At 68.2% G+C, this 26,286-nt stretch carries 30 protein-coding genes, 1 tRNA gene and 1 riboswitch; of the genes, 9 read left to right on the top strand and 22 right to left on the bottom strand.

What is annotated here, in order from left to right; all coding sequences use genetic code 11:
- Positions 1-474: 474 nt before the first annotated feature.
- The 4 genes from OO69_RS41140 to OO69_RS41125 all read right to left on the bottom strand — a co-directional run bounded on the left by OO69_RS41140 (position 475) and on the right by OO69_RS41125 (position 4,257).
- Entirely contained in the window at positions 475-840 is a 366-nt protein-coding gene (locus OO69_RS41140; protein WP_033286066.1) for a VOC family protein, read from the bottom strand.
- Positions 841-853: 13 nt separating this feature from the next.
- Positions 854-1,279: a hypothetical protein gene (locus OO69_RS41135; protein ID WP_033286065.1), complete on the bottom strand. Its 426-nt coding sequence runs from the start codon at positions 1,277-1,279 to the stop codon at positions 854-856.
- Positions 1,280-1,341: 62 nt separating this feature from the next.
- Complete coding sequence (locus OO69_RS41130; protein ID WP_033286064.1) at positions 1,342-2,850, bottom strand: MFS transporter; 1,509 nt, start codon at positions 2,848-2,850, stop codon at positions 1,342-1,344.
- Positions 2,851-2,904: 54 nt separating this feature from the next.
- On the bottom strand, positions 2,905-4,257 hold the full coding sequence (locus OO69_RS41125; RefSeq protein WP_033286063.1) for a DUF445 domain-containing protein: 1,353 nt from the start codon (positions 4,255-4,257) through the stop codon (positions 2,905-2,907).
- 104 nt (positions 4,258-4,361) lie between these two features.
- Between OO69_RS41125 and OO69_RS41120 the strand changes: the two genes are divergently transcribed.
- The gene (locus OO69_RS41120) at positions 4,362-5,696 is read left to right on the top strand and encodes an SGNH/GDSL hydrolase family protein (protein ID WP_033286062.1); all 1,335 of its coding nucleotides are present in this window, start codon (positions 4,362-4,364) and stop codon (positions 5,694-5,696) included.
- A 25-nt stretch (positions 5,697-5,721) separates the two neighbouring features.
- On the opposite strand, the gene OO69_RS41115 is transcribed toward OO69_RS41120, so the two are convergent.
- The 4 genes from OO69_RS41115 to OO69_RS41100 all read right to left on the bottom strand — a co-directional run bounded on the left by OO69_RS41115 (position 5,722) and on the right by OO69_RS41100 (position 9,240).
- Entirely contained in the window at positions 5,722-6,579 is an 858-nt protein-coding gene (locus OO69_RS41115; RefSeq protein WP_033286061.1) for a DUF1707 SHOCT-like domain-containing protein, read from the bottom strand.
- A 33-nt stretch (positions 6,580-6,612) separates the two neighbouring features.
- Positions 6,613-7,590, bottom strand: coding sequence for an ABC transporter ATP-binding protein (locus tag OO69_RS41110; protein ID WP_033286060.1), 978 nt, complete (start codon positions 7,588-7,590; stop codon positions 6,613-6,615).
- Between the two features lie 2 nt (positions 7,591-7,592).
- Positions 7,593-8,369, bottom strand: coding sequence for an ABC transporter permease (locus OO69_RS41105; protein ID WP_051801602.1), 777 nt, complete (start codon positions 8,367-8,369; stop codon positions 7,593-7,595).
- A gap of 70 nt (positions 8,370-8,439) precedes the next feature.
- Positions 8,440-9,240, bottom strand: a complete 801-nt coding sequence (locus OO69_RS41100; protein ID WP_033286058.1) for an ABC transporter permease — start codon at positions 9,238-9,240, stop codon at positions 8,440-8,442.
- Positions 9,241-9,461: 221 nt separating this feature from the next.
- Here OO69_RS41100 and OO69_RS49070 point away from each other — a divergent pair, with 221 nt between their 5' ends.
- A complete protein-coding gene (locus OO69_RS49070; RefSeq protein ID WP_051801595.1) occupies positions 9,462-11,906 on the top strand; it encodes a transglycosylase domain-containing protein in 2,445 nt (814 codons plus the stop codon).
- A gap of 13 nt (positions 11,907-11,919) precedes the next feature.
- On the opposite strand, the gene sugE is transcribed toward OO69_RS49070, so the two are convergent.
- The 3 genes from sugE to OO69_RS41080 all read right to left on the bottom strand — a co-directional run bounded on the left by sugE (position 11,920) and on the right by OO69_RS41080 (position 13,175).
- Complete coding sequence (gene sugE / locus OO69_RS41090; RefSeq protein ID WP_033286057.1) at positions 11,920-12,240, bottom strand: quaternary ammonium compound efflux SMR transporter SugE; 321 nt, start codon at positions 12,238-12,240, stop codon at positions 11,920-11,922.
- A gap of 34 nt (positions 12,241-12,274) precedes the next feature.
- Positions 12,275-12,346, bottom strand: a riboswitch (guanidine-III (ykkC-III) riboswitch).
- A gap of 68 nt (positions 12,347-12,414) precedes the next feature.
- A complete protein-coding gene (locus OO69_RS41085; RefSeq protein WP_026150372.1) occupies positions 12,415-12,771 on the bottom strand; it encodes a GroES family chaperonin in 357 nt (118 codons plus the stop codon).
- Positions 12,772-12,827: 56 nt separating this feature from the next.
- Positions 12,828-13,175, bottom strand: a complete 348-nt coding sequence (locus OO69_RS41080) for a DUF3618 domain-containing protein (RefSeq protein ID WP_033286056.1) — start codon at positions 13,173-13,175, stop codon at positions 12,828-12,830.
- A gap of 94 nt (positions 13,176-13,269) precedes the next feature.
- On the opposite strand from OO69_RS41080, the gene bcp reads away from it, so the two are divergent.
- Positions 13,270-13,737, top strand: a complete 468-nt coding sequence (bcp, locus tag OO69_RS41075) for a thioredoxin-dependent thiol peroxidase (RefSeq protein WP_033286055.1) — start codon at positions 13,270-13,272, stop codon at positions 13,735-13,737.
- Positions 13,738-13,749: 12 nt separating this feature from the next.
- Here the strand turns inward: bcp and OO69_RS41070 are convergent, their stop codons facing one another.
- Positions 13,750-14,292: a GNAT family N-acetyltransferase gene (locus tag OO69_RS41070; protein ID WP_033286054.1), complete on the bottom strand. Its 543-nt coding sequence runs from the start codon at positions 14,290-14,292 to the stop codon at positions 13,750-13,752.
- A 155-nt stretch (positions 14,293-14,447) separates the two neighbouring features.
- On the opposite strand from OO69_RS41070, the gene OO69_RS50865 reads away from it, so the two are divergent.
- The 3 genes from OO69_RS50865 (at position 14,448) to OO69_RS41065 (ending at position 15,866) form a co-directional block, all read left to right on the top strand.
- A complete protein-coding gene (locus tag OO69_RS50865) occupies positions 14,448-15,110 on the top strand; it encodes an HNH endonuclease (RefSeq protein ID WP_078652792.1) in 663 nt (220 codons plus the stop codon).
- Entirely contained in the window at positions 15,107-15,817 is a 711-nt protein-coding gene (locus OO69_RS49605; RefSeq protein ID WP_051801600.1) for an HNH endonuclease signature motif containing protein, read from the top strand. Before OO69_RS50865 ends, OO69_RS49605 begins: the two co-directional genes overlap by 4 nt.
- Positions 15,783-15,866 (top strand) — tRNA-Leu (locus OO69_RS41065). The genes OO69_RS49605 and OO69_RS41065 overlap by 35 nt, the downstream gene beginning before the upstream one ends.
- A gap of 54 nt (positions 15,867-15,920) precedes the next feature.
- On the opposite strand, the gene rdgB is transcribed toward OO69_RS41065, so the two are convergent.
- The 4 genes from rdgB to OO69_RS41045 all read right to left on the bottom strand — a co-directional run bounded on the left by rdgB (position 15,921) and on the right by OO69_RS41045 (position 18,340).
- Positions 15,921-16,523, bottom strand: coding sequence for an RdgB/HAM1 family non-canonical purine NTP pyrophosphatase (gene rdgB / locus OO69_RS41060; RefSeq protein ID WP_033286089.1), 603 nt, complete (start codon positions 16,521-16,523; stop codon positions 15,921-15,923).
- Between the two features lie 31 nt (positions 16,524-16,554).
- Positions 16,555-16,974 (bottom strand): hypothetical protein, encoded by a 420-nt coding sequence (locus OO69_RS41055; protein WP_033286053.1) that lies wholly within the window; start codon positions 16,972-16,974, stop codon positions 16,555-16,557.
- A gap of 142 nt (positions 16,975-17,116) precedes the next feature.
- Positions 17,117-17,854 (bottom strand): ribonuclease PH, encoded by a 738-nt coding sequence (gene rph / locus OO69_RS41050; RefSeq protein ID WP_019056710.1) that lies wholly within the window; start codon positions 17,852-17,854, stop codon positions 17,117-17,119.
- Positions 17,855-17,980: 126 nt separating this feature from the next.
- Positions 17,981-18,340, bottom strand: a complete 360-nt coding sequence (locus tag OO69_RS41045) for a PTS glucose/sucrose transporter subunit IIB (protein WP_318016591.1) — start codon at positions 18,338-18,340, stop codon at positions 17,981-17,983.
- A 15-nt stretch (positions 18,341-18,355) separates the two neighbouring features.
- Here OO69_RS41045 and OO69_RS41040 point away from each other — a divergent pair, with 15 nt between their 5' ends.
- Both OO69_RS41040 and OO69_RS41035 read left to right on the top strand, forming a co-directional pair.
- Complete coding sequence (locus tag OO69_RS41040; RefSeq protein WP_033286051.1) at positions 18,356-19,648, top strand: PTS transporter subunit EIIC; 1,293 nt, start codon at positions 18,356-18,358, stop codon at positions 19,646-19,648.
- A 180-nt stretch (positions 19,649-19,828) separates the two neighbouring features.
- Positions 19,829-21,145, top strand: coding sequence for a PTS transporter subunit EIIC (locus OO69_RS41035; protein ID WP_033286050.1), 1,317 nt, complete (start codon positions 19,829-19,831; stop codon positions 21,143-21,145).
- Between the two features lie 67 nt (positions 21,146-21,212).
- Here the strand turns inward: OO69_RS41035 and OO69_RS41030 are convergent, their stop codons facing one another.
- Positions 21,213-21,965, bottom strand: coding sequence for an MBL fold metallo-hydrolase (locus tag OO69_RS41030; protein WP_033286049.1), 753 nt, complete (start codon positions 21,963-21,965; stop codon positions 21,213-21,215).
- A gap of 214 nt (positions 21,966-22,179) precedes the next feature.
- On the opposite strand from OO69_RS41030, the gene OO69_RS41025 reads away from it, so the two are divergent.
- A complete protein-coding gene (locus tag OO69_RS41025) occupies positions 22,180-22,599 on the top strand; it encodes a type II toxin-antitoxin system PemK/MazF family toxin (RefSeq protein ID WP_033286048.1) in 420 nt (139 codons plus the stop codon).
- Between the two features lie 70 nt (positions 22,600-22,669).
- On the opposite strand, the gene OO69_RS41020 is transcribed toward OO69_RS41025, so the two are convergent.
- The 5 genes from OO69_RS41020 to OO69_RS41005 all read right to left on the bottom strand — a co-directional run bounded on the left by OO69_RS41020 (position 22,670) and on the right by OO69_RS41005 (position 26,150).
- Entirely contained in the window at positions 22,670-23,620 is a 951-nt protein-coding gene (locus tag OO69_RS41020) for a PLP-dependent cysteine synthase family protein (RefSeq protein WP_033286047.1), read from the bottom strand.
- A gap of 16 nt (positions 23,621-23,636) precedes the next feature.
- Positions 23,637-23,915 (bottom strand): MoaD/ThiS family protein, encoded by a 279-nt coding sequence (locus OO69_RS41015; RefSeq protein ID WP_033286046.1) that lies wholly within the window; start codon positions 23,913-23,915, stop codon positions 23,637-23,639.
- Between the two features lie 104 nt (positions 23,916-24,019).
- On the bottom strand, positions 24,020-24,115 hold the full coding sequence (locus OO69_RS53780; protein ID WP_019056721.1) for a putative leader peptide: 96 nt from the start codon (positions 24,113-24,115) through the stop codon (positions 24,020-24,022).
- A 101-nt stretch (positions 24,116-24,216) separates the two neighbouring features.
- The gene (locus OO69_RS41010) at positions 24,217-24,645 is read right to left on the bottom strand and encodes a Mov34/MPN/PAD-1 family protein (protein WP_033286045.1); all 429 of its coding nucleotides are present in this window, start codon (positions 24,643-24,645) and stop codon (positions 24,217-24,219) included.
- Positions 24,646-24,722: 77 nt separating this feature from the next.
- Positions 24,723-26,150 (bottom strand): amino acid permease, encoded by a 1,428-nt coding sequence (locus tag OO69_RS41005; RefSeq protein ID WP_033286044.1) that lies wholly within the window; start codon positions 26,148-26,150, stop codon positions 24,723-24,725.
- Positions 26,151-26,286: the final 136 nt, after the last annotated feature.

Raw genomic sequence — 26,286 nt, 5'->3', positions numbered from 1 at the left:
GACGGGTTCTTTCTCTACTCACGGACCACTCCTTCAATTCCAGAAAGATGTCCCAGCCGCATGGGCAGCACCCATCGCCGCTCGTCAGCGGTCGCAGGCAGGGGTGAGACACGCAGGGGGCGGCGCCGGTCGGCCGCTCGCGCGATCGTTGGCAAGATTATCGACGTTCTTACCTGAATCTCAATGGATGGTCACGTAGGTAAAATAAGTTTCAGGTTGCACAGCAACCCGGCATGAATTCAGAGAATTCACTCAGCTATTTGCCAGGCTATTCTTATAGCCCGAATAGGATTGCCTGCTATCAGGAAGCGACACCTCGGCGGGGTCGTACTGACCGCCCTCGCATCCTGGGCGCACCCGCACCCACACACGGAGCCGCACCCCCACAACCCAGGGGCGCGGGGCTGTGACATTTGCGGCTACCGCCGCGTGGGCGCGACCAGCCCCCACCGGCCCGCCCCCGAAGACGACACCTCAGCGCCGATGCCCCAGCACATTCACCACCCGCCCACCCGGATCCCGCACAAAGAACCGCCGCACCCCCCACTCCTCGTCCCGCAACTCCCGCACGACCTCCGCACCCGACGCGACAACCTCGGCCCACACCGCGTCCACGTCCTCAACCTCCACACTCAGGTCGGGAACAACAGGGGCGGTGCGTTCCTCCGTGAGAAAGCTGATCTGAGCAGTGGGATTCGAAGGAGATGCCAGGGTCATCACCCAGCCCTGGTTCATGACTTCCTCGAATCCCAGCAAGCCGTAGAAGTCGGCGTTCGTCGTCATCGAGTCCTCGCCCTCTCCTGCCACTTGGAAGTCGGGGACGATCCTGCGGACGGTCATCGGATACGGCTCCTCACGATCGATGGGCGGCACCGCACAGCACACCGTCGGTCGATTCCTCCACGCCACGCGGCCGGAAACAGCGTCCCACCGTCGCCGCGACCAGCACCCCCGCCGCGACCACCAGCGTCGCGAACGCCCAAGCCAACGGCTGTTCCGACTCGAACGACACATACATCTGCACAGCCGGCGGCACCGCCACCACCAGTAACGGCCAGGCCAGGTCGTCCCGGTGACCGAAGTAGCCCGCCAGAAACACCAGGATCACCGCGAGCGCCACCCCACCACCGGACACCTCACCCGCCACCGACACCGGCACCGCTCCCGACGGCACGCAGAAGACATACGCCACCGCCGCACCCCCCGCACCGAGCATCCGAGTCAGCCAACGTTCCGGCCAGGGACGCGTCCGCAGGGGGCTCAGCAGCTTCTCGGTCATACGTACGAGGGTTCCCCCACCGCCAGGCCCGCGACAGAGTACGAGTACTCAGATCCCCAGGGTCACGGAGACGCCGGCGCGACTTTCGCGTCAACCGCAGTCAACGGCGTAGCCACATCCTCCAGCGACCGCCCCTCCGCCCGCACCGCCAACACCGCCGCCACCAGCCCCGCCGCACACATCAACCCGGCCCCGATCTGGAAGGCGAGCACCGTGTCCCCCACCTTCCCCGTCCCCGTGAGATCCGCGAACAAGAGCGGCCCGCTGATACCCCCCGCCGCCGTACCCAACGCGTAGAAGAACGCGATCGACATCGCCCGCGTCTCCATCGGGAAAATCTCCGACACCGTCAGATACGCACTGGACGCACCCGCCGACGCGAAGAACAGCACCGCGCACCAGCAAGCCGTCATCGTGGTCGCGCTCAGCGAACCCCGGTCGAACAACCACGCCGTGCCGAACAGCAACAGCCCCGACAGCAGATACGTCGACGAGATCATCACCCGGCGCCCCACCGTGTCGAACAGCCTGCCCAGCAGCAGCGGACCCAGGAAGTTGCCGACCGCGATGACCGCGAAGTAGTAACCGGTGTTCCCTGTCGGCACGTTGAAGAACTTCGTCAGGATCGCGCCGAAGCCGAAGGTGATCGCGTTGTAGAGGAATGCCTGCCCGATGAACAGCGAGAAACCGAGCGTCGCCCGCTTGGGATAGTCGTAGAAGATCGTGCGGGCGATCTCCGCGAACGAGACACTCCTACGCTGATGGATGGTGATCTCACCCTCGGCGGGCGGCAGTTCGCGCCCCTGCTCCGCCTCGATCCGGCGCTCGATCGAGGTCACCACCTCGTCCGCCTCCCGGTCCCTGCCATGAATGAGCAGCCACCGCGGACTCTCCGGCACATGCCGCCGTACGAGAAGAATGACCAGCGCGAGCACGGCACCCAGCGCGAAGGTCAGCCGCCACCCCACATCCGCCGCGAAGATGCTCGTGTTCAGCGCGACGATCGACAACAACGAACCACCCACCGCGCCCACCCAGAAACTGCCGTTGATGATCAGATCCACGCGGCCCCGGCAGTACGCCGGAATCAGCTCATCGATCGCCGAGTTGATCGCCGCGTACTCGCCACCGATCCCGAAGCCGGTGAGGAAACGGAACGTGAAGAACCACCAGGTGGAGAAGGAGGCCGCAGTAAGAGCAGTCGCCGCCAGATAGACCACCAGCGTGATCATGAAGAGCTTTTTACGGCCGTAGAGGTCGGTCAGACGGCCCCAGAACAGGGCACCCACGCACGCCCCCGCCACATACAGCGCCGCCGCGATACCGGTGATCTGACCGGAGCTGATCGGCAGCCCGCTGCCGGGCTCGGAGAGACGCCCCGCGATGTTGCCGACGACCGTGACCTCCAGGCCGTCGAGGATCCACACCGTGCCGAGGCCGATGACGACCGTCCAGTGCCAGCGGGACCACGGGAGGCGGTCGAGCCGGGCGGGAATGGACGAGGTGATCGTCCGGCCACCACCGCTCCCACCCGGAGTCTCGGCACTCGCACTCGCACTCGCACTGGCCATGGGGGTCCCTCCTCGTCGAGCGAACCCCCTCCGGGTGCCCCCGCGAATCGCCCCCTACACCCCCACCAGCCGCGTCACCGTATAGATCAACACCCCCACCAACGACCCCACCACCGTGCCATTGATCCGGATGAACTGCAGGTCACGCCCGATATTCGCCTCGATCTTCCGCGTCGTGTGCTCGGCGTCCCAGCCGGCCACCGTGTCCGTGATCAGCGAGGTGATCTCCTTGCGGTAGGTCGTCACGACGTACACCGCCGCGCCCTCGACCCACCCGTCGACCTTCGCCTGCAGCTTCGGCTCCACGGCCATCCGCGCGCCCAGCGACAGCAGCGAGGCCCGCACCCGCAGCCGTAGCTCACTGCGCTCGTCCTCCGCGGCCGACACGATCATCGAGCGGACGGACGTCCACGCGCTGGCGATCAGGTCCTGGACCTCGCCGCGGCCGAGGACCTCGCCCTTGAGGCGCTCCACGCGCGCCCGGGTCTCCGTGTCGGACTGGAGGTCGGCCGCGAAGTCGCCGAGGAAGCGGTCCAGGGCGCCGCGGGCCGGGTGGGAGGGCATGTCGCGCATCTCGGTGACGAAGCGGAGCAGCTCCTTGTAGACGCGCTCGCCGATGCGCTTGTCGACGAATCTGGGGGTCCAGCCGGGCGCGCCGCCCTCGACCGCGTCCATGACCTGCTCGTCGTGCAGGACCAGCCAGTCGTGCGCGCGGGCGACGATCAGGTCGACGACCCGCTTGTGACCGCCGTCGGCGACGATCTTCTCCAGCGTCTTCCCTATGCCGGGCGCGATCTCCTGGGCGTCGGCCCGGCGGGTGATCGCCTCGCCGACGATCGCCTGGACGTCCGAGTCCCGCAGGACCGTGAGCGCGCCCCGGAGCGCCGCCGACAGTTCGGCCGTCACGCGGTCCGCGTGTTCCGGTACGGCGAGCCAGGCGCCCAGGCGGCTGCCGATGCCGACCGCGCGCAGGCGCTGCCGCACAACCTCCTCGGAGAGGAAGTTCTCGCCGACGAACTCGCCCAGGGAGACGCCCAGTTGGTCCTTCTTGGTGGGGATGATCGCGGTGTGCGGGATGGGCAGGCCCAGCGGGTGGCGGAACAGGGCCGTGACCGCGAACCAGTCGGCCATCGCACCGACCATGCCCGCCTCGGCCGCCGCCGCGACATAGCCCGCCCAGGGTCCCGCGCCCGAGTGCGACGCCCATTTCGCGAGCACGTAGACGACGGCCACGAAGAGCAACAGGGCGAGCGCCGTCAGTTTCATCCGGCGGACGCCGCGCTGCCGCTCCTGGTCGGCCGCGCTGAACGTGGTCATCGTGCGGCGGGACCCGTCACTCTCGGTCGCCGCCCCCAGCCCCGCCTCTGTCCGTTCCATCCGCTCCACCCGTTCGCCGGTACCGTGCATATTGTCCCTTCCTGACCGACTCCCGGAACGGAACAGGAGTTCCCGCAGTCACCCGATCGGGCAAAATGGCAGGGCCCTGCCACTCACCCGAGGAGACCCACCGCGTGACCAAGCCTCGTGGTTATGCCCTACTGTCCGCGATCATCACCTTGATCGCGGTCCTTTCGGTCTGCATATACGTCGGGGCCGCCGCGGGCGACGGAAGCCGGGGCGGCGACGGGAAGAACTCCGCCGGCTCGCGCTCCGGCGGCAACTCCGCCGCCCCCGCCTCGGCCGGCACCTGGGTGGGCGCCTGGGCCGCCGCCCCGGTGCGTGCCGAGACCGGCACGGAGGAGACCGGCATGGCGGGCCGCTCGGTGCGCAACGTCGTCCACACGAGCGCCGGCGGCGCGGGCGCCCGGATCACCCTCTCCAACCTCTACGGCCGGGCCCCGCTCGGCATCACGCACGCCTCGATCGCCGTCGCCGCCGCCCGCAACAGCTCCGCCGCGGCCGCGGGCACCATGCGGCGGCTGACCTTCGGCGGCGGCGCGACCTCGGTCACGATCCCGGCCGGGGGACAGATACTCAGCGACGCCGTGCGCCTCCAAGTCCCGGCGGGCGCCGACCTGTTGGTCACCACCTACTCCCCCACCGCGTCGGGACCGGTCACCTACCACCCGTACGCGCGGCAGGTCTCCTATCTCGCCGACGGCGACCACGCCGAGGACGCGACCGGCACGCCGTACCGCGAACGCACCGCGATCTGGCGGTACTTGACGGCGGTGGACGTGCTGAGCGAGCAGGCGAACGGCACGGTCGTCGCGTTCGGCGACTCGATCACCGACGGGTCCACCTCGACGGAGAGCGCCAACCGCCGCTGGCCGGACGCCTTTTCGCAGCGGCTGCGCGCGGCCGTGGCCGCCGGGCAGGACGTGCCGCGCTACAGCGTCGTCAACGAGGGCATCAGCGGCAACCAGATACTCACCAGCCTCGCCGGCCGGCCCGCCGAGAACCAGAGCGGCCTCGTCCGCTTCGGCCGTGACGTGCTGGGCCGCCCGAACGTCAAGGCCGTCGTCATCGACCTCGGCGTCAACGACGTCCTGCACGGCGCCACCGCCGACCGGGTCCTCACCGGCCTGCGCACCCTGGTCCGCCAGGCCCACGCGCGCGGCATCAAGGTCATCGGCGCGACCCTGATGCCCTTCGGCGGCCACCCCCGCTACTCGGCGGCCCGCAACGCCGTACGCCAGCAGGTCAACGCGGCGATCAGGAGCGGCACGGTCTACGACGCCGTCGTCGACTTCGACAAGGCGCTCCGCGACCCGTACGACCCGCGCCGCTTCGCCTCGGAGTACGACTCGGGCGACCATCTCCACCCCAGCGACCGGGGCTACCGGAGGATGGCCGCGACGATCGACCTGGCGGATCTCAAGGGCGCGGTCCCGGCCCAGCTGTAGCCCGGCCGCCCTCGTAAAAAAACCCTCAGTCCCAGTCCCGGTGCCTGCGCTCGCGGCGGTCCCGGTGCCGCTCGCGGCGCTCCTCGTGCCGTTCCCTGCGCTCCTCGTGGCGGCGCCGGATCGCCTCGCGGTGCTCCTCCATGGCCTCGCGGTGGGCGTCGTGCAGGCCGGACAGGGCGTCGCGGTGGGAGCCGTAGAGCTGCTTGGCGGACGAGCCGCGCTCCAGCTTCTCCTGGCGGCGCTCCTCCTTGAGGCGCTGGCGTTCCGCGCGGGTCACCTTGCGTTCCACGCCGACCCCGCCCCAGAAGGCGAAGCCGGTGAGGATCACGCGGGGGGCGCCCGGGTCGCCCGGTACGCCCTCCTGGCTGTGGTCGAAGGCGCCCATGATGCCGATGCCGCGGACGACGACCTCGACGCCCGGCGGCACGACGATCTGCGCGCCGCCCATGATCGCGACGCAGTTGATCTCGACCTCGCGGTCCGCGAAGTTCGCCTCGCGCAGGTCGATCTCGCCGCCGCCGAAGAAGGAGAAGCAGGTGAACTTCTTCGGGACCGTCCACCGCCCCTTGCGCTGGAACCCGGACAGGATGGCCACGGCGCCGGTCGAGGAGCCCTCGCCGCCGACGATCCGCCCGGCCCAACTCCCGCTGTCCACCGGCTCCTTGACCATGTTCACCGGCGGCGGGGTGACCCCGGCGACCGGCAGGTCCTGGGTGATGGGGGTCAGTTCGCCGTACGTGCGCGCCTTGTAGGTCGCCTCCAGACGCTCCTCGAACTCCTCCATGTCGAGGCGGCCCTCCGCGACGGCGTCGCGCAGCACCTCGGCGACCCGCTCACGGTCGGCGTCGGATGCGCGGAGTTCCGGGACTGCGTCGTCGGTCATACGGAGCAGCCTACGAGGTCACTTCCTGAAGGGCTACGACACCGCTTTCTCCGCCTGCTCGGCGTACATCTTCGCGATGACCGCCTCGATGTCCGGCTCCCGCACCGACAGGTCCACCATCGGGTACTCCGCCGCGATCCGGGCGACCAGCGGAGCCGCCGACTCCGACGCCGGGAACGCCAGCCACTGCCTCGGGCCCTCCACCTTCACGACCCGCGCGTCCGGCACCTCGATCGGGGGCAACTCCCGTTCCAGGTCCACCACCAGGGTCCGCTCGCTCTCCCCCGCCTCGTGCAGCCCGGCGAGCGGGCCGTCGTACATCAGGCGCCCGTGGTCGATGACCATCACGCGCGAGCACAGCTGCTCGATGTCCTGGAGGTCGTGGGTGGTGAGGAGGACCGTGGTGCCCTGCTCGGCGTTCAACTCCCGCAGGAACTCCCTGACTTTGGCCTTGGAGATGACGTCCAGGCCGATGGTCGGCTCGTCGAGGTAGAGCACCTCGGGGTCGTGCAGCAGGGCCGCCGCGATGTCGCCGCGCATCCGCTGGCCGAGGGACAGCTGGCGGACGGGGACGTCCAACAGGGCGCCCAGTTCCAGGAGTTCGACACAGCGATCGAGGTTCTCGGCGTAACGGGCGTCCGGGATGCGGTACATGCGGTGCATCAGGTTGTACGAGTCGATCAGCGGGAGGTCCCACCAGAGCGTGGTCCGCTGGCCGAAGACCACGCCGATGCGGTGCGCGAGCCGGGTGCGCTCGCGGGACGGGTCGATGCCGGCGACCCGCAGCCGGCCCCCGCTCGGGGTGAGGATGCCGGTGAGCATCTTGATGGTGGTCGACTTCCCGGCGCCGTTGGGACCGATGTAGCCGACCATCTCCCCGCGGGCCACGGTGAAGGAGATCGAGTCGACGGCCCGCACCTGCCGCCGTTCTCGCTTCATGAACCCGGTCTTCTTGCGCACGTCGAAGACCTTCTCGACGCGGTCCAGTTCGATGAACGCCTGCTCTGTCACCCTCAACTCCCAGTGCTTCGGTACGACTTGAGCCCAGCACGCCAGGCCAGCCCGGCCAGCGCGCAGAAGGCGAGCGCCACCAGCGGCGAGGCGAACTCCGCGCCCGGCGGCAGGTCCAGCGGGTACGGCCGCCCCAACACATAGGACGCGGGCACCCAGTTGACGAAGGCGAGCGGCAGCATGAAGGTCACACCCCGCACGAAGTCCTTGCCGAACACGGCCGGCGGATACTGCAGCAGCGTGGTGCCGCCGTAGGTGAACGCGTTCTGCACCTCGGCCGCGTCCTGCGCCAGGATCTGGAAGGCCGCGCCCGCCACGAACAGCGCCCCGAAGATCGCCGCGCCGCAGACCAGCATCACCGGCACCAACACCAGCTTGCCGACAGTCCAGTTGACGTCGATGTGGAGCAGCGCGTACCCCAGCACCATGCTGCCCTGGGTGATCCGGCCCAGGCGGCGCAGCGCGAACCGGTCGGCGCCGATCTGGGCCAGCACCGGCGCGGGGCGTACGAGGAGGGTGTCGAAGGAGCCGTCGCGGATGCGGGCGCCGAGTACGTCCATCGAGCCGAGCACGAGGTCGGAGATACCGAAGGCGGTCGCCGACAGGCCGTAGAGGAACGCGACTTCGGGCAGGGACCAGCCGCCCAGCGAATGGACCTGCGAGAACATCAGCAGGATCGTGACGAAGTCCAGGCCGGTCACCAGCAGGTTGCCGAACACCGTGATGACGAAGGACGCGCGGTAGGTCATGCTCGACCGGATCCACATCCCGGCGATCATCCCGTAGGCACGCAACCCCTCACGCCAGCGCGGGAGTTCGCCCACCGGGTACTCACTCGTTCGGGTCGTCTCAGCCACCCTGCACCACCACTCTCCGCGTCGCCGCCGACTGCATCAGCCGCCCCGCCGTGAGCAGCGCCACCGCCCAGGCCGCCTGGAAGGCGTACGCGTGCAGCGGATCGGTCTTCCCCATCAGCACGTCCGCGGGCATCTGGATCTGCGCCGCCCACGGGAGCGCGCGGACGATGTCGCCGAGCGGGCCCGGGAAGGCGTTCAGCGGGAGCACCATGCCCGAGCAGAAGATCCCCAGGATCATCGTGGCCTGGTTGACGCCCGTGCCGTCCATCAGCCAGAACACGCTCAGGGCCGCCAGATAGCGGAGGCCGAAGCTGACGAGGATCGCCAGCAGCAGCGCCACCAGGAGGGCCGCCCAGGACATGACGTCCGTGGGCAGCGCCATCGGGAAGAACAGCGCGCCGAACACGAACGGGATCACGCCCCGCCCCAGCATCTGGAACATGGCCCGCCCGAAGTCGCTTGCCAGCCACCAGAGTTGGAGGTCGGCCGGCCGGTACAGGTCGACGGCGATGTCGCCCGTGCGGATCCGCTCCATCAGGTCCTTCTCGAACCCGCCGCCCTGGATCGCCAGCGTCGCGTACAGACACTGCCCCAGCCACACGTACGTCACCGCCTGCGCCTGGTCGTACCCCCCGAGATGCGGGCGCTCGTCCCACAGCGCCAGGTACGTGTAGACGAGGACGACACCGAAGACCGTGTTGGTGAACACCCCGGCGAGCGTCGCCGCCCGGTACGTCGCGTACCGCCTGAAACCCCCCGCCGCGACGGCCGCGTACAACCGCCCAGCGCCCACAGAAACCGACCTCCACCCTGTCTTGACACCGAAGCGCAGGAGCCTAGTCCGCAGGTGGTGACGCACGCCACGCATTTTCCGGGCAAGTGCGTGCCGATGGGCGGGAACGGAACGCATGGTGCGAGAGTCTTCGTCTGGGGGCGCAGAAGCGCACAAGGCCGTACAGGAACGTACGAGGCAGTGCGGGACGGTACGACGCGAAACAGGAGTCCGTGCACGACATGAGCGACCAGCCGCAGCCGCAGCAGCCGAACCAGGGCTGGGCACCGAGAGAGCCGGAAGCGGCCGCCGCACCCGAGGCGCCCGGCGCGCCCGGCGGCGAGAAGCCCAAGAAGGCCAAGCGGCCCAAGCGCACCGGGTGGCGGCGGGCGATCCCGACCTGGCGGATGACGCTCGTCGGGTTCATCGGGCTCGTGGCAGTGCTGATCGGCGCGTTCTTCCTCGGCTACTCGCTGGTCAAGATCCCGCCCGCCAACGCCCTCGCGATGAAGCAGTCCAACGTGTACCTCTACGCGGACGGCTCCCAACTCGCCCGCGACGGCGAGGTCAACCGCGAGAACGTGAGCCTCGCCCAGGTCTCGGCGAACGCCCAGCACGCCGTACTGGCCGCCGAGGACCGGGACTTCTACTCCGAGTCCGCCGTCGACCCCAAGGCGATGGTCCGCGCCGCTTGGAACACCGCGACCGGCAAGGGCACCCAGTCCGGCTCCACGATCACCCAGCAGTACGTCAAGAACTACTACTTGGGCCAGGAACAGACCGTCACCCGCAAGGTGAAGGAGTTCTTCATCTCGATCAAGCTGGACCGCGAGGAGTCCAAGTCCGAGATCCTGGAGGGCTACCTCAACACCAGCTACTTCGGCCGCAACGCGTACGGCATCCAGGCCGCCGCCCAGGCCTACTACGGCAAGGACGCGGCCGACCTCGACGCCGGCCGCGGCGCCTACCTCGCCGCACTGCTGAACGCGCCGAGCGAGTACGACGTCGTAGCGCATCCGGAGAACAAGGCCGCTGCGGTGGCCCGTTGGAACTACGTCCTCGACGGCATGGTCAAGAAGGGCTGGCTCACCCAGTCCGCGCGGACCGGCATGAAGTTCCCGATGCCGAAGGAGGCGACGGCCTCAACGAGCATGTCCGGACAGCGTGGTTACATCGTCGGCGCGATCAAGGACTACCTCACCACCAACAAGATCATCGACGCGGACACCCTCGAAGCCGGCGGCTACCGCATCACCACCACGCTCCAGAAGAGCAAGCAGGACGCCTTCGTGAAGGCCGTCGACGACCAGGTCATGTCCAAGCTCGACAAGAAGAGCCGCAAGGTCGACAACTACGTTCGCGCGGGCGGGGCTTCGGTCGATCCCAAGACCGGCAACATCGTCGCGATGTACGGCGGCATCGACTACGTGAAGCAGTACACGAACGGCGCGACCCGCGGCGACTTCCAAGTCGGCTCCACCTTCAAGCCGTTCGTCCTCACCTCGGCCATCCAGAACGACTCGCAGACCCAGGACGGCCAGACCATCACGCCCAACACCTACTACGACGGCACCAACAAGCGCCCCGTGGAAGGCTGGAGCGGCGGCTCGTACGCGCCGGAGAACGAGGACGAGGTCTCCTACGGCGACATCACCGTCCGCACGGCGACCGACAAGTCCGTCAACTCGGTGTACGCGCAGATGGCGGTCGACGTAGGCCCCACCAAGGTCAAGCAGACCGCCATCGACCTCGGCATCCCGTCCGACACCCCCGACCTGACCGCCACCCCGTCGATCGCGCTCGGCCCGTCCACCGCGAGCGTCCTCGACATGGCGGAGGCGTACGCCACCATCGGCAACCACGGTGAGCGGCACACGTACACGATGATCTCGAAGATCACCAAGGACGGCACGAACGACGTCAAGCTGCCGGTGAACAAGACGACCCGCGCGGTGAGCCGCGAGGCCGCCGACACCACCACCTCGGTCCTGCAGAGCGTCGTCGACAACGGCACGGCCACCGCGGCCCAGGGCGCCGACCGCCCCGCGGCCGGCAAGACCGGCACGGCGGAGGAGGACACGGCGGCCTGGTTCGCGGGCTACACCCCGGACCTGGCGACGGTCGTCTCGGTCATGGGCCAGGACCCGACGACCGCCGCCCACAAGTCGCTCTACGGCGCGATGGGCCTCGAACGTGTCAACGGCGGCGGCGCGCCCGCCGAGATCTGGGCCCAGTACACCAAGTCCGCCCTCAAGGGCACCGAGGCGAGCGACTTCGACCTCCAGCTCCAGGACGGCGCCGAGACCGTCGCACCCCCGAGCCTCCAGCCCAGCCAGCCGGCGACGACGGGCAACCAGGACAACGGCGGTACGACCACCACCGGCGGCCAGGGCGACCAGGGTCAGACGCAGGGCCAGACGAACGGCGGCACGACGACCACCGGCGGCGACACCACGACGACCGGCGGCACCACGGGCACGACCACGGACGGCGGGACCACGACCACGGGCGGCACGACGACCGACGGCGGCACCACGACCACCGGCGGCACCACGGGCACGACCACGGACGGCGGGACCACGACAACAGGCGGCACGACAGGGACGACGACCGACGGCACCACCGGCGGCACGACGACCGGAGGGACGACGGCGGGCCCGCAGAGCACGGGCCGCAAGAAGGAGTGACCAACTCACCCGGCTAATGACCGGAGGTCGCCTTCAGCCCCACGACGGCGACCAGCAGCAGACACACGAAGAAGATCCGGGCGGCGGTGGCAGGCTCCCCCAGCACCACCATGCCGAGCACCGCCGCCCCGGCCGCGCCGATCCCGACCCAGACGCCGTAGGCGGTACCGATGGGGAGCGACTTCGCGGCGTACGAGAGCAGCAGCATGCTGGCGACGATGCCGGCACCGGTGAACACGCTGGGCACGAGCCGCGTGAACCCGTCGGTGTACTTCATCCCGATCGACCAGCCCACTTCGAGCAGACCGGCGACGACGAGCAGAACCCAGGCCATGACAGGCACCTCCGAGACGTACGTACTGAACGGGGGTGCGTCGTCTTTCGGTGTCGCTGTCCCGGTACGGCGCGTCTCGTCGGGTTGCTTTCCAACGTAGCAAAGGAACGGCAAAAGGGGCTGGTGACGATGGTCACCAGCCCCTTGGAGGCTTGCTGCTTACAGGGACACGACCTACAAATACAGGCCGGTCGAGTCCTCGGACCCCTCGAACCGGTCGGCGGCGACGGCGTGCAGATCCCGCTCGCGCATGAGGACGTAGGCGACCCCGCGCACCTCGACCTCGGCGCGGTCCTCGGGGTCGTAGAGAACCCGGTCGCCGGGCTCCACGGTCCGCACGTTCTGGCCTACGGCGACCACGTCGGCCCAGGCCAGTCGGCGCCCCACGGCCGCCGTCGCGGGGATCAGGATCCCGCCACCCGAACGCCGCTCGCCCTCGCTCTTGTCCTGCCGCACGAGCACACGGTCGTGCAGCATCCGGATGGGCAGCTTGTCGTGCTGGGTGCTCTGCTCGTCTCTCTTGGCGCTCACGCCCACGAACCTACCTGCCCAGGACCCGTCCGTACGCGGCCGGGTGGCCCACGGTTTCAGCCCTTACGGCCACTGCGACGCCGGGAGCCGAGGACGAACAGGCCCACGACACCGACGGCGACGAGAGCGACAGGAACGATCCGCTCGACGCGCGGCGCGCCCTCTTCGTCCACGAACTGACCCTTGACGTCACCGACGACCCGGTTGACGCCGACGTACGCCCTGCCGAGGGTGTGGTCGATGCTGGACGCGACCTTGGCCTTCGCGTCGCCCACGATCGTCTTCGGGTGCACCCGCACCCCGATCTCGTCGAGCGTGTCGGCCAGGACATCGCGGCGACGCTTGATGTCCGCCTCGATCTGCGCCGGGGTTCTGGTGTCCGGCGTGTTCGACGTGTCCGTCACCGTACGGCCTCCGAAGTCTGCTGGTACTTGTGCCGGACAGTCTGTCAGCTCTCGCGCGGAGTGCACTGTCAGCACCCCCGGTTACGCTAGCGCGATGAGTGAACGACTCCAGCCCGGGGACGTTGCCCCCGCCTTCACGCTCCCCGACGCCGACGGCAACGAGGTGTCCCTCGCCGACCACAAGGGCCGCAAGGTCATCGTCTACTTCTACCCGGCGGCCCTGACCCCCGGCTGCACCAAGCAGGCCTGCGACTTCACGGACAACCTGGAGCTGCTGACGGGCGCCGGTTACGACGTCATCGGCATCTCCCCCGACCAGCCGGAGAAGCTCGCCAAGTTCCGCGAGAAGGAGAACCTCAAGGTCACCCTCCTCGCGGACCCCGACAAGAAGACCCTCGACGCGTACGCGGCCTTCGGCGAGAAGAAGAACTACGGCAAGACCTACATGGGCGTGATCCGCTCCACGATCATCGTGGACGAGTCCGGCAAGGTGGAGCACTCGCTGTACAACGTCCGCGCGACGGGCCACGTGGCGAAGATCATCAAGGACCTGGGCGTCTAGCCGACCAGTCCTCTACGCACCTCCGTACCTGAACGACACCCACACATCGGGAGCCAGGTCGGGCCGTCCGGGCACCGACCTGCGCTCCTCGGTCCAGCCCTCCCGGGCAAGCGCCTCGCCAACCCGCCGCCAGAACGCCACGGCCCCCGGATTGGCATCCTGAAACGCGACCTCCCACTCCCCCGGATACCGCGCGACGACATCCCGCACGGCTCCCATCCCGACCCCGGCCCGCCGGGCTCCGCGCACGACGAAGAAGCTGTTGAGGATCCGGGTAGCTGAGCTGATCCCCCGCACGAACGCGAACCCGACGGGATGCTCGCCGCACCAGAAGAGATACGGCGCCCAGTCCCCGTCCCCCTCGTCGAACGCCGCGTCCACCCGCTCACTGCGGAACGTGCCGTCGGGGTTGGGCAGTTGAAGTTGCCCCGCGGTCGCGAACTCGGACAGGTCATGCCGAAACATCAGCCAGAGCCGCTCGACGGTGGGGCGGTCGGCGGGGGTGGCTGGTCGTACATCGACTGCTACTTCTGCTGCTCCCACAAAAGAGGTCATGAAAAAAGCCTCCCGGCCGGACAAGGGTCCGTGCCTGGAAGGCTTCAGCGACCGACAGGCTATCAACTGCTTTACGTTTCGGGCGTGACTGTCTGATGAGCAGCTCGTTACTCCATTCGAGGCCACGAACGTGTGGTCGAGATCGGAGGGGAACGATGGGGGTCAGCGCGTATTCGCGGGAGCGGCTTGAGGGAGCGGCTCAGGGGGCTCGGACGTTGTCCGAGGCGTTGGAGAGGTTGGGGGTGGATCCGAGGAGTTCGACGCGGGACTACATCCGGGCGCGGATGAAGAAGCTCGGGGTGGACACGTCGCACTTCGAACGGGAGGGGGCCAAGTGGACGAGGGAAATCCTTGAACCTGTAGTCGCTGCCTCTACGAGCGTCAACGAAGTCGTCCGGCGACTCGGACTCGAATCCGTAGGTGGTCATCAGACCAACATCGCCCGGCGGATCAAGGCGTACGAGATCGACACGTCTCACTTCACGGCGAGGGTTCGCACAGAGAACATGAGATTCAACCAGCGCCGCCGCACCCCCGAAGAGATCCTTGTCGAAGACACCTCGCCACACCCCAGGCGAACACCCCCAGACCGCCTCAAGAGGGCGATGCGCGAACTCGGCATCGGCAACCACTGCGCTCTGTGCGGCAACAAGGCGGTCTGGCGCGGGGAGCCCTTGCCTCTCGAGGTCGACCACATCGACGGTAACTGGCGAAACAACCAGGTCGAGAATCTACGGCTCCTCTGCCCCAACTGCCATTCCACTACAGATAGTTATCGAGGTCGTGGCAAGCGTCGGACCAGGCTCGGCACCCCATGAGCAGTGGCGTCCGGTACACCCGCGAACAACTGACACAAGCCGCCGAAAGCTGTTCCGACATAGACGAAGTCGTCGCCTTCTTCGGCACCTCACCGTACGACCATCTCCGTCGGTACCTCACGAGGCGGTTCGCTCACTTCAACATCGACATCTCGCATTTCCGGTCTCCTGGTCGGCAACCTCGCCCCACCCTCGACGAGTTGCGAGCGACAGTCGCCGAGTCGATCTCCATCGCAGAGACACTCCGCCGCCTCGGCCGCCCGGACAACGGGAGACAACGCGCACTCCTGCGCCAGTGGATCGCCGACGAACACCTCCCCACCACACACTTCTTGGGACAGGCCCACCAGAGGGGGAAGCCGCGACAAGACCTGGCCAAGCACCCCGAGGACATTCTGGTCCGTCACAACGCCAGACAGCGGACGAGAACCGTCCTGCTACGGCGGGCACTCTGCGCAATCGGCCTGCCCGAGGAGTGCGCCCTTTGCGGCCTGGGACCAGAGTGGCTCGGCAAGCCCATGACTCTGGAGGTCGATCACATCAACGGGGACTGGAGTGACGACCGGCGCGAGAACCTGCGGTTGCTGTGCCCCAACTGTCACGCGATCACCAGCACCTGGTGCAGGGGAGGCAGCGTACGCCGAGCGGCTGCCGGTACGATGGCAGACACTAGCGGCGGTGGTGCAATGGCGACACAGCAGACTTAGGATCTGTGGCCCTTGATCGGGCTTGAGGGTTCGAATCCCTTCCGCCGCACATGAACGGCCTGCGAATCAAAGGATTGGTTCGCAGGCCGTTTTCGTGTCTCGCTCAGCCCAACAACTCCCGAACCACCGGCACCAACGCCCGAAACGCCTTCCCCCGATGACTGATCGCGTTCTTCTCGTCCGCCGTGAGTTCCGCGCAGGTCCGCGTCTCCCCCTCCGGCTGGAGGATCGGGTCGTAGCCGAAGCCGTTCGTGCCGACTGGTACGTGGCGCAGCACGCCCCGCAACTGCCCCTCGACCACCCGTTCCGTGCCGTCCGGCAACGCCAGGGCCGCCGCGCAGGCGAAGTGCGCGCCCCGGTGTTCGTCCGCGATGTCCGAGAGCTGGGCCAGGAGGAGGTTCAAGTTGGCCTGGTCGTCGCCGTGTTGGCCGGACCAGCGGGCCGAGAAGATGCCGGGGGCGCCGTTCAGGACGTCTACGCAGAGGCCCGAGTCGTCCGCCACCGCCGGGAGGCCCGTTGCCTGGGCCAGGGCGTGGGCCTTGAGGAGGGCGTTCTCCGCGAAGGTCACGCCCGTTTCCTTGACGTCGGGGATGTCCGGGTACGACTCCGCGCCGACGAGGTCGTGGGGCAGGGCCGCGGCGGTGAGGATGGACCTCAGTTCGGTGATTTTGCCGGCGTTGCGGGTGGCGAGGATCAGGCGTGTCATGCCCATCAGTATCCCGGGCTCGCCTGGACCCCTACGACGTGCAGACCTTCGTCAGCTCGCCCGCCGCGTCCGTCACCGGGCTGATGTCAGGCGTGTTGTCGCCGTTCTTGACCGCCGTACGGACGTTGTCGACTGCCGTACTCAGGTGGTCCACCGCCTTGTTGACGTCCGCGTTGTCGGTCTTGTCGCCGATCTTGTCGAGGTCCTTCTCGATGGAGTTGAGGGACTCGTCGGTCTGGGTGGGGTCGTTGGCCGCGTTCTCCACCGCCTGCTGGAGGCCGGTGACGCTGTCGGCGATGGTGTCGGCGGTCTGGACGCAGTCGATGGCCTTGTCGACGGCGTCGCAGCCGGTGGCGAGCCCGGCGGTGAGGCCGATCGCCGCCACGGTGGCGGCTATGGCGATACGGCGTCGACTGCTGCGGCTTCGTCCGCTTCGTCGGCTTGCGGCCATGGTTCGGTGCCTCCCCCTGGGGTGGGCCTGGGCGGCCGTCCCCGTTTCCGTTCCGTATGCCTAGGGACGCGGGGGCGGGCCGCCGGGTTGACCCCGCAGCCCGCCTCTCTTGGTGCGCCCTTTACTTGACCGTCCCAGCCTCTTACTTCTCCAGCGCGGCCTCAAGTGCCTTTCGCTGTACGGCGGTCAGCTCGTCGCAGCCGGCGACGGCGAGGTCGAGGAGGGCGTTGAGTTCGTCGCGGGCGAAGGGCTCGGCCTCGGCGGTGCCCTGGACCTCGACGAAGCGGCCGTCGCCGGTGCAGACGACGTTCATGTCGGTCTCGGCGCGGACGTCCTCCTCGTAGCAGAGGTCCAGGAGGGGGACTCCGCCGACGATGCCGACCGATACGGCGCTCACCGTGCCGGTGAGCGGCTGGCGGCCGGCCTTGATGAGCTTCTTGCCCTGGGCCCAGGTGACCGCGTCCGCCAGCGCGACGTACGCGCCGGTGATGGCCGCCGTACGGGTGCCGCCGTCGGCCTGCAACACATCGCAGTCGAGGACGATCGTGTTCTCGCCCAGGGCCTTGTAGTCGATGACCGCGCGCAGCGAGCGGCCGATGAGGCGGCTGATCTCGTGGGTGCGGCCGCCGATCTTGCCGCGGACGGACTCGCGGTCGCCGCGGGTGTTGGTGGCGCGGGGCAGCATGGAGTACTCCGCGGTGACCCAGCCCTCGCCGCTGCCCTTGCGCCAGCGGGGGACGCCTTCGGTGACGGAGGCGGTGCAGAAGACCTTCGTGTCGCCGAAGGAGACGAGGACGGAGCCCTCGGCGTGCTTGCTCCAGCCACGTTCGATGGTGACGGGGCGGAGCTGTTCGGGGGTGCGGCCGTCGATTCGAGACATGGCGAAGAGCGTAGTCGTACATGAGGAAGGGGCTCCTCCCGCGGTGGGAAGAGCCCCTCAGCGCGTGACGCCGTGGGTGAAGCCGGAGTCGACGCTCGGGTCAAAGCCGGGAACGATCCCCGCGCTTCACATCATGTCTTCGATGTCCGCCGCGATCGGGTCCGCGTCCGTGCCGATGACGACCTGGACGGCCGTGCCCATCTTGACGACGCCGTGGGCGCCGGCGGCCTTCAGGGCGGCGTCGTCGACGAGGGCCGGGTCCTTGACCTCGGTGCGCAGGCGGGTGATGCAGCCCTCGACCTCTTCGATGTTGTCGATCCCGCCCAGCCCGGCAACGATCTTCTCAGCCTTGGTGGCCATGTTGTTCTCTCCCTGATCCGAACCGCTTTGTCGCAGTAACCCACAGTTGGCCCAGCTTCGCGAGCGGTCATGTCGTGCGTGCCGAATGATGGTGACGATCACGTCGCCAACTGGTCTACACCACATTACCGAGGGGCGTCCATGAGTGCCGACAGTGCCGCCGCCCGTCCTGGGCGGACCCTTTGGGGCAGCCTGTTCCAGGGGCTGCAGAAGATGGGCCGCAGTCTCCAACTCCCCATCGCCGTACTGCCGGCGGCCGGCATCCTCAACCGGCTCGGGCAGCCGGACGTGTTCGGGGACGACGGCCTGGGGTGGACCAATGTCTCGAAGGTGATGGCGGGCGCGGGCGGGGCGCTGCTCGACGGGCAGCTGGGGCTGCCGCTGCTGTTCTGCGTGGGTGTCGCGATCGGGATGGCGAAGAAGTCGGACGGGTCGACGGCGCTGGCCGGACTCGTCGGCTTCCTCGTCTACTACAACGTGCTGCGCCAGTTCCCGAAGGACTGCACCGGCGCCACGACGGCGGTGCCGGGCATCGGCTGCCAGGCCCTCGATCACTCGGTCTCGGCGTTCACGTACCAGAATCCCGGGGTGTTCGGCGGGATCGTGCTGGGGCTGCTGACCGCGTTCTTCTGGGTGCGGTTCCACCGTACGAAGCTGGTGGACTGGCTCGGCTTCTTCAACGGCCGCCGCCTGGTGCCGATCATCATGTCGTTCGTGGCGATCGCGGTCGCGGCGGTGGCGCTGTGGATCTGGCCGCCGATCGGCACCGGCCTGGAGCACTTCAGCGACTGGCTGAGCGCGCGGGGTGCGCTGGGCGCCGGGGTGTTCGGTCTGGCCAACCGGGCGCTGCTGGTCGTGGGGCTGCATCAGTTCCTGAACGTGCCCATCTGGTTCCAGTTCGGGAGCTACACGAAGCCGGACGGGACGGTGGTGCACGGTGACATCAACATGTTCCTGGCGGGTGACCCGCACGCGGGGCAGTTCACCTCGGGGTTCTTCCCGATCATGATGTTCGCGCTGCCGGCGGCGGCGCTCGCGATCGCACACTGCGCGAAGCCGAGCCGACGCAAGGAGGTGAGCGGCCTGATGCTCTCGGTCGCGCTGACGTCCTTCGTGACCGGCATCACCGAGCCGATCGAGTACTCGTTCCTGTTCATCGCACCCCTCCTCTACGCGGTCCACGCGGTGCTGACCGGGGTGTCGATGGCGGTGACCTGGGGGCTGGGGGTGCACGACGGTTTCAGCTTCTCGGCGGGGCTGATCGACTACGCGATCAACTGGAACCTGGCGACGAAACCGTGGGCGATCATTCCGATCGGGCTGTGCTTCGCGGCGGTGTACTACGTCGTCTTCCGTTTCGCGATCACGAAGTTCGACCTGAAGACGCCGGGGCGCGAGCCGGAGGACGAGCGCGAGGACGTCACAAAAGCCTGACGGCGTAAGGGAGTTGGGCCCTCGGACCATCGGTCCGGGGGCCTTTTGGCATGCAGGCGGCCGTGTACGTGGCGTAGCGATCCGGTCGCAGATTCGGCGGGTTCCTTTATGCGGACTTCATCTGCTACAACAGGTCTACACCACTGAGTGGTGTAGACCACCACCCGATGGAGGAAGTCCATGAGCACTGCCACCGCGCCAACGGCGGCACCCACGAAGAAGTGGGGATCCGGCCTGTTCCAGGGCCTGCAGAAGATCGGTCGCAGCCTACAGCTCCCGATCGCCGTGCTTCCGGCGGCGGGCCTGCTGATGCGCCTCGGCCAGCCCGACGTCCAGGCGAAGTTGCACCTCCCGACCAATGTCGCGAAGGTCTTCGCCGGTGCCGGTGGCATCCTGTTCGACGGCTCGTTCGGACTGCCGCTGCTGTTCTGCATAGGCGTGGCCATCGGCTTCGCGAAGAAGGCCGACGGCTCGACGGCGCTCGCCGCGGTGGTCAGCTTCCTCACCTACTACGCGGTGATCCACCAGTTCCCGATCAAGGACGGGCACGACGGCGCCACCTACACGTCGGTCGCTCCCTTCGGCGGCTTCTGGCAGAAGGGCACCGAGGCCGCGACGGCCGCGACCTTCCAGAACCCGGGTGTGCTCGGCGGCATCATCATCGGTCTGCTGACCGCCGTGCTGTGGCAGCGCTACCACCGCAAGAAGCTGGTGGACTGGCTCGGCTTCTTCAACGGCCGCCGCCTGGTGCCGATCATCATGTCCGTCGTCGGCGCCCTCCTCGGTGTCCTGGTGGTCCTCGGCTGGCAGCCCATCGGTGATGTCATCACCAACTTCGGCGAGTGGATGACCGGGCTCGGTTCCTTCGGCGCGGCGCTCTTCGGTCTCATCAACCGCGCGCTGATCCCGATCGGCATGCACCAGTTCGTGAACTCGGTCGCCTGGTTCCAGATCGGCGACTACACCAACTCCGCCGGCACCGTCTTCCACGGCGACCTGCCGCGCTTCTTCGCGGGCGACCCGACCGCGGGCATGTTCATGACCGGCTTCTTCCCGATCATGATGTTCGGCCTGCCGGCCGCCGCGCTGGCCATCGCGCACTCGGCCCGCCCCGAGCGACGCAAGGCCGTGACGGGCATGATGGTCTCCCTCGCGCTGACCTCGTTCCTGACCGGCGTCACGGAGCCGATCGAGTTCTCGTTCATGTTCATCGCCCCGGTGCTGTACGCGATCCACGCGGTGCTCACCGCCCTGTCGATGGCCGTGACCTGGGCGCTGGGCATGCACATGGGCTTCAGCTTCTCGGCCGGCTTCACCGACGTGTTCATCAACTGGGGCATCTCCACCAAGCCCTGGCTGCTGATCCCGGTCGGCCTCGCCTTCGCCGCGATCTACTACGTCGTCTTCCGCTTCGCCATCACCAAGTTCAACCTCCCGACCCCGGGCCGGGAGTCCGACGAGGAACTGGCGGAGATGGAGAAGGCGGAGGCCAAGTAGCCCGCGCCCCATCCCGCGCGAAGGCCCCCGGTACCGATCGGTACCGGGGGCCTTCGCGTACGCGGGACTAGATCTCGTACGACGCTCTCGGCGCCGCCAGTTCCACCGGCCCGGCATAGACCTCGCGCGCGTCGGCCAGGTTGGCCTGGGGGTCGGTCCACGGGGGGATGTGGGTGAGGACCAGGCGGCGGACGCCGGCGCGGGTGGCCGTCTCGCCGGCCTCGCGGCCGTTGAGATGGAGGTCCGGGATGTTCTCCTTGCCGTGCGTGAACGCGGCCTCGCACAGGAACAGGTCGGTGTCCCGGGCGAGTTCGTCCAGCGACTCGCTGACTCCCGTGTCGCCGGAGTAGGTGAGGGACCGGCCGCCGTGTTCGACGCGGATGCCGTACGCCTCGACGGGGTGGCGGACCCGCTCGGTGTGCACGGTGAAGGGGCCGACGTCGAACGTGGACGGCTTCACCGTGTGGAAGTCGAAGACCTCGCTCATCGAGGAGGCGGTGGGGGTGTCTGCGTAGGCCGTGGTCAGACGGTGTTCGGTGCCTTCGGGGCCGTAGACCGGGATGGGGTCGCAGCGGCCGCCGTCGTGGCGGTAGTAGCGCGCGACGAAGTACGCGCACATGTCGATGCAGTGGTCGGCGTGCAGATGGCTGAGGAAGATCGCGTCGAGGTCGTAGAGACCGCAGTGGCGCTGCAGCTCGCCAAGGGCGCCGTTGCCCATGTCGAGGAGCAGCCGGAAGCCGTCGGCCTCTACGAGGTAGCTCGAACAGGCCGATTCCGCGGACGGGAACGACCCCGAGCAGCCGACGACGGTGAGCTTCATAAAGCAGAAACCTCCGCTGGCGGGAACTTCTGGAGTTGGGTGACGGGGGTCGTGCGGTCCGTCGAGCGTAAGGCGCAAAAGGGCCGGTCGCTCCTCCGCCAAGGGCTGTTGTGGGGGAACTCACCTGTGGTGTCACCGGTTCGGCTGGAACCGGGGCGCGTGGGGTCTGCAAGAGGGCGCGCGGCGTTGTTTGCGCGCCGGTACGGTCGTTCGTATGAACACGTACTGGTGGCTCGCGCTTGCGGTGGTGGTGTTGCTGGCGTTGGTCGCCACGCTGGTTGACGGGTGGGGGCGGGGGTCGTCCCGACGGGTTCGGGGGGATCGGCCTCGGCCCGCGGAGATCTGGTGGGCGAATGTGCCCTATGAGGATCAACCCGGGGCGGCCAAGGATCGGCCTTGTCTGGTGCTGGCGGTGCGGGGGCGGAAGGTCACCGTCGCGAAGATCACCAGTAAGTATCACGATGGGCGGGGTGGGGTAATTCCGTTGCCGCCGGGGGCTGTTGGCGATTCTCGGGGGCGGGCCAGCTATCTGGAGACCGGCGAGTTGCGGAAGGTAGCCGTGTCCGACTTCCGGCGGAGGGTTGGGGTGGTGGACCCGGTCCTTTGGGATCAGGTCCGTCACCTCAGCGGTTGAGGGTTTCGTTTTCGGGTGCGGGTGCGTTGTGGCTGGTCGCGCAGTTCCCCGCGCCCCTTCGGGGCGCTGATCATGCCCAGAGTTGGCCCTGGAGGGTTGCGATCGCTTCCTCTGTTGTTGCCGCCGTGTAGACGCCTGTCGAGAGGTACTTCCAGCCGCCGTCTGCCACTACGAAGGCGATGTCCGCGGGCTCGCCCGCCGCTACGGCCTTCTTGCCTACGCCGATCGCCGCGTGGAGGGCGGCACCCGTGGAGACTCCGGCGAAGATGCCCTCCTGTTGGAGGAGTTCTCGGGTTCGGGTGACCGCGTCGGCCGAGCCGACCGAGAAGCGGGTGGTCAGGACCGAGGCGTCGTAGAGCTCGGGGACGAAGCCCTCGTCGAGGTTGCGGAGGCCGTAGACCAGGTCGTCGTAGCGCGGCTCGGCGGCGACGATCTTCACGTCCGGCTTGTGTTCGCGGAGGTAGCGGCCTACGCCCATGAGCGTGCCTGTGGTGCCGAGGCCCGCTACGAAGTGGGTGATCGACGGGAGGTCGGTGAGGATCTCCGGGCCCGTGGTCGCGTAGTGGGCGCCCGCGTTGTCCGGGTTGCCGTACTGGTAGAGCATCACCCAGTCCGGGTGTTCGGCGGAGAGTTCCTTCGCTACGCGGACCGCCGTGTTGGAGCCGCCGGCCGCGGGGCTGGGGATGATCTCCGCGCCCCACATGTTGAGCAGGTCGCGGCGTTCCTGGGAGGTGTTCTCGGGCATCACGCAGACCATGCGGTAGCCCTTGAGCTTCGCGGCCATAGCGAGGGAGATGCCGGTGTTGCCCGAAGTGGGCTCCAGGATCGTGCAGCCGGGGGTCAGGCGGCCGTCCTTCTCCGCCTGTTCGATCATGTGCAGGGCCGGGCGGTCCTTGACCGAGCCGGTCGGATTGCGGTCCTCCAGCTTGGCCCAGATGCGGACGTCGGTGGACGGCGAGAGCCGCGGCAGGCGCACCAGAGGGGTGTTGCCCACCGCGGCCAGCGGGGAGTCGTAACGCATCAGCGGTCAGCGGGCCTTAGCGCATGCCGCCGGCGACGGCCGGCAGGATCGTGACGTTGTCGCCGTCCGACAGCTTCGTGTTGATGCCGTCGAGGAAGCGGACGTCCTCGTCGTTCAGGTACACGTTGACGAAGCGGCGCAGTTCGCCGCCGTCCACGATGCGGGCCTGGATGCCCGCGTGCCGGGTCTCGAGGTCGGCGAAGAGCGCGGCGAGGTTCTCACCGGCACCCTCGACGGCCTTCTCGCCGCCGGTGTAGGTGCGGAGGATGGTGGGGATGCGGACCTCGATGGCCATGGCAAGGGGCTCCTGTCGGAAGCGGGAGGGGTCTGGTCTCGGTGGGCGCGCGGCACGATCGTGGGCGCGCCTCGGCGCGCGGCCGTACGGCGACTGCGCGCGGTTCAACAGATGGCGCTGCTGAGCCGGCACAGGTCGACGTGCAGCCGCGCCACGAGCAGTGTGCCCGGCGCCTTGTCGCTCACGTCGAGAAGAACCATGGGCTCATCGTATCGATTCCCTGTCCGGTCCTCGGTAGGGGATCTCACACTTCGGACGGATTTCATCCGGAGTACGAGATCAGGCCCGGATCAGGACCCCGTCAGTACGACTCCACCACCTTGACGTCCTCCTCCGTGACCACGCCTTCCAGGATCTGGTACGAGCGGAACTGGAAGGGGCCCGCCTCGTCGGAGTCGGCGGTGGAGACGAGGACGTAGTGGGCGCCGGGCTCGTTGGCGTAGGCGATGTCGGTGCGGGAGGGGTAGGCCTCGGTCGCGGTGTGGGAGTGGTAGATGATCACCGGCTCCTCGTCGCGGTCGTCCATCTCGCGGTAGAGCTTCAGCAGGTCCTGCGAGTCGAACTCGTAGAACGTGGGCGACCGGGCCGCGTTCAGCATCGGGACGAAGCGCTCGGGGCGGCCCTCGCCCACCGGGCCCGCGACGACTCCGCACGCCTCGTCGGGGTGGTCCGCGCGCGCGTGGGCGACGATCTGGTCGAAGAGGGCCTGGGTGATGGTCAGGGTCGGCATGGTCGTCAGGATAAGCAGAAGGGCCGCCTCGTACCGAGTGGTGGTACGGGGCGGCCCATATGCCGGGATCGGACGGGTCAGCCGACCTTCTCGAACTGCGGGTCGCGGCGCTCGGTGACCTGCGGGTTGCGGGACTTGAGGGCGAACCAGCCGGCGGCCAGGGCGATGGTCCAGCCGGCCATCACGTAGAGGCAGATGCGGGAGTCGGGGTCGTAGGCGATGAGGCCCGTGACGAAGAGCAGGAACGCGATGGCCACGTAGGAGAACTTCGCACCGCCCGGGGCCGGGAAGGACGAGGCCGGGAGGCGGCCCGCGTCGACCGCGCGGCGGTAGAGGACGTGGCTGATCAGGATCATCAGCCAGGTCCAGATGCCGGCGGCGGTGGCGACCGAGGTGACGTAGCCGAACGCCTTCTCCGGGACGACGTAGTTGAGGACCACGCCGATGCCCATGAAGGCGACGGAGATCGTGATGCCGGTCGCCGGGGTCTTCGACGCCGAGAGCTTGCTGAAGACCTTGGGGGCCTCGCCGTTGTCCGCGAGGGTGCGGAGCATGCGGCCCGTGGAGTACATGCCCGAGTTGCAGGAGGACAGGGCCGCGGTGAGGACCACGAAGTTGACGATTCCGGCGCCTGCCGGGATGCCGATCTTCGCGAAGGCCTCGACGAACGGGCTGACGCCGGGGGCGAATTCGGTCCACTTGACGACGCAGAGGATGACGGTGAGCGCGCCGACGTAGAAGAGGGCGATGCGCCACGGGAGGGTGTTGATCGCCTTGGGGAGGGTCTTCTCCGGGTTCTCGGACTCGCCCGCGGTGACGCCGACCAGTTCGACGGCGAGGTAGGCGAACATCACGCCCTGGAGGGTCATCAGGGAGGAGCCGATGCCCTTGGGGAAGAAGCCGTCGAACTGCCAGAGGTTGGCTACGGACGCGGTGTCGCCGGCGCTGCTGAAGCCGAAGGTGAGGACGCCCAGGCCGATCACGATCATGCCGATGAGCGCGGTGACCTTGACCATCGAGAACCAGAACTCGATCTCGCCGAACAGCTTCACCGAGATCAGGTTGGCCACGAAGAGGATGACCAGGAAGGCGAGCGCGGTCACCCACTGGGAGACGGCGGGGAACCAGTAGTTGACGTAGATGGCGGCGGCCGTGAGTTCGGCCATGCCGGTGACCACCCACATCAGCCAGTACGTCCAGGCGGTGAAGTAGCCGAAGAACGGGCCGAGGAACTCGCGCGAGTACTCCGCGAAGGAGCCCGACACCGGGCGGTACAGGAGCAGTTCGCCCAGCGCCCGCATGATGAAGAAGATGATCACGCCCGCGAGGGCGTACATGAAGATGAGGCTGGGACCGGCCTTGGCGATGTTCGCCCCGGCTCCCAGGAACAGTCCGACGCCGACGGCGCCGCCGATCGCGATCATCTGGACCTGACGGCTGCCGAGCCCGCGCTCGTACCCCTCCTCGGGGGTCTTGTCCGTCTCGTCGACCTGAGCGGAGGTCATGTGTGTGGTGCGCCTTTCTCCGAATCCCCCCATGGACTGGAGCTGCCCGGCCGAGGTCCGTCGGCCGTACGGCGAACCCGGCGGGACATGGGTGGCGTCCGCCGGGCGTCGTGAAGATTTATCACGGTCGCAATGG

The sequence above is a fragment of the Streptomyces sp. NRRL F-525 genome (genome assembly GCF_000716605.1).
Lineage (GTDB): Bacteria > Actinomycetota > Actinomycetes > Streptomycetales > Streptomycetaceae > Streptomyces.
This window is presented reverse-complemented; position numbering and strand designations above follow the sequence as displayed.